The organism is Blastomonas sp. (genome assembly GCF_041747255.1).
Classification (GTDB): Bacteria; Pseudomonadota; Alphaproteobacteria; order Sphingomonadales; family Sphingomonadaceae; genus Blastomonas.
The window spans coordinates 1-2,505 of the sequence record NZ_JBGTFM010000075.1; the positions used below are offsets into that span (position 1 = coordinate 1).

Below are 2,505 nucleotides of genomic sequence, written 5' to 3' on the forward strand. Positions count from 1 at the left end.
CTGGGATAACGTAGCCCCTTGCGATCATACCGACCGCGGTTCTCGTCCGTCCACATCCGTCAACCCTCGCAAATCCATGCCTCCGTCAAGGATTCACAAGGGACTCCAAAGATTCAAGATGATCTCGGATGGACACTTAGGGTCAAAAACCACATAAGCATCGGCCGCAACGACCACCTTACAAACCCCGCAAATGAACCTGACTCAACGAAACACGACAGGTTACTTCATTTTCCGTCGACATGATGCCAGAACCCCGACTTCCGGCCGTGTTCTAGCTTCATCCGAGCGACATAGACGTCGTGCGGCTCAAACGTCCCATAATCGTTGATCCGGCCGGCCAGCGCCGCGCATTCGGTCAAGTGTCGGGCGGCATAGCCGTAGCGCTTTGATCTGGCCTTCGACAGTGTGAAGTCGATCATAGCTCTCAAGGCCAGCGTGGCGGCAAGCGGGTGGCGCTCCGAGGTAGCCTCAGCTGCCGGCACGAGAAATTCGTAGTGGTCGCCGTTGATTTCGGCGTGGCGGTCAATCAACAACCGGGCTGCGCGGTCTGGCGATGGCCAGTCCAGGAAAAAGCCCAAGGCCGGCGTCCCGCGCGAGTGGGCCGCGGCGTGGTCCATGGCCCGTTCCTCGGCCTCGATGTCCTCGAAATCGGGAAGCCGCTTTAGAAAATCGCGCAGGTATTCAGAATTTAGAGTGCTCTCGAAACAGCTCAAACGAAAAGCCTGCGCCTCCTCCTTGCGATCAAGCGCCTCAAGCACGACAAGTCGAGTGTCCTGCCACTCGCGGGGCACCCAGCGGTCGTTGTCCACCTCGGCCCGTTCGATGAAGCCAAGCGCATCCTCTGCCCTGCCAGCGGCCAGTAGGCGCGCCGCAATTTCGGCCGCAATCTTGGGTACCTTCCGCGTTTTTGGATCGTATTGGGCGATGAAGGCATCCACGTCGCCCATGGCATCGGCGATGTCCTTCAGCGCCATCCCCACCATGCTTTGCCGGGAGCGCTCTTCCATCTCATGCGCGTAGGTGGTCCCGCCACTGCCATACCCCACTGCCTCCCATTCCTCTTTCGGGGGCACCGGGACAGGCTCCGCCGCCAACGCCTCTATGCGCTGCTTGAGGTGGCCGAGGCCTTCCGCTCCCAATGCCGGTTTCAGAATGGCGATCAACCCATCATACTGACCATAGCCATTGTCACACAAGGCCTCGACAGCCGCATCGGCCAAATCTTCCGGCGACGTCCCGGCAGCGAGCGCGATTTCGCCCAGCGCTGCGCAGGCGTCGTGAAAAACGCCGATGACGATGCCGCTGCTGTCATCGCAGCGCTCGAACAGCGGCGTTGCGACCTGCATGAATCGCCACAGCAGCGCCAACCCCTCGGCCGGGTCGTCAGGGGCGATCTGCGCCTTGATCGCGCTAAGTTGGCTCTCCAAATCGGTGACGAGCGGCTTGCGGTTTTTCCAGTTCACAAAGCTGCGCGCCCGCGCAATGCTAGTCAGACGCTTGGCCACCTCGCGCCCCGCCTCTTTCGGGCTTTGCGCTCCCGCCAGCTCCAGCCGCAACCGCCTCTTGGCCACGGGAGAGCCGGTACTGATTTCGATCAGCAGTTCAGCCAGACGCGCGGCGCCCAGCGTCTCAAGGTTCTTTGCGTTCAGGGTAGTCTTCGATGCCATTGGAAACCCGTATCAATTTAGAACCACACTAACAGCGGTATGCGACGAACGAAACGCCAACACTGATTCGGTGCTAATACCGGTTTGAATTCCGACAGAATACTGTTTTGCGGCTAGAACGGCTACGCAGCTTTTCCTTTTATTTCGCAATTTCAATGTGTTCGTTGACTGTGCGCAAATGATAACCACTGTAAGGGCCAGCCATCATCATTGCGCAGGACCGCTCATGCCAAAACTGACCAAACGGACTGTCGATGCTATTGAGCCGCAGGCGACGGAGTTCTTCATCTGGGACGAGAGCATTCCCGGCTTCGGTGTGCGCGTGATGCCCAGCGGGCGCAAAAGCTTCGTGGTGCAGTATCGCGCAGGGCGACGACCGCGACGCATGAGTCTCGGGCCCAGCACGGTACTTACCTGCGATCAGGCGCGCACACGGGCGATTACGATCATCGCCGATGTCAAGAATGGCGAGGATCCTGCAGCTGATCGGGCTGCCAAACGCAATGCCGCCACCGTCAGCGATCTGGCGGAGCGCTTCGACAAGGAACACATCGCGGTGCGCCTGAAACCCAGCACTGCGAAAGAATATCGCGGCAACCTCAGGCGCTTCATCCTGCCCGCACTGGGTCGTCTGGCAGTCCCTGAAATCACCCGCGCCGATGTGGCGAAGTTCCATCACGATCTTCGACACATTCCCTATCAGGCAAACCGCTGCCTCGAGGTGGTTTCCAAGATGTTCGTGCTGGCGGAGATGTGGGGATTGCGGCCCGACGGTTCCAACCCGCGCAAGCACATCCGGAAATACCCAGAAGAGAAGCGTGAGCGGTTTCTCAGC

2 protein-coding genes are annotated in these 2,505 nt (G+C 59.6%); one reads left to right on the forward strand and one right to left on the reverse strand.

Going from position 1 to position 2,505, the window contains the following annotated elements:
* Window positions 1–227: 227 nt before the first annotated feature.
* On the reverse strand, window positions 228–1,670 hold the full coding sequence (locus tag ACEW8G_RS02760) for a DUF6880 family protein (RefSeq protein WP_373486919.1): 1,443 nt from the start codon (window positions 1,668–1,670) through the stop codon (window positions 228–230).
* A gap of 226 nt (window positions 1,671–1,896) precedes the next feature.
* On the opposite strand from ACEW8G_RS02760, the gene ACEW8G_RS02765 reads away from it, so the two are divergent.
* On the forward strand, window positions 1,897–2,505 hold a 609-nt coding region (locus ACEW8G_RS02765), incomplete at its 3' end, for an integrase arm-type DNA-binding domain-containing protein (RefSeq protein ID WP_373486920.1).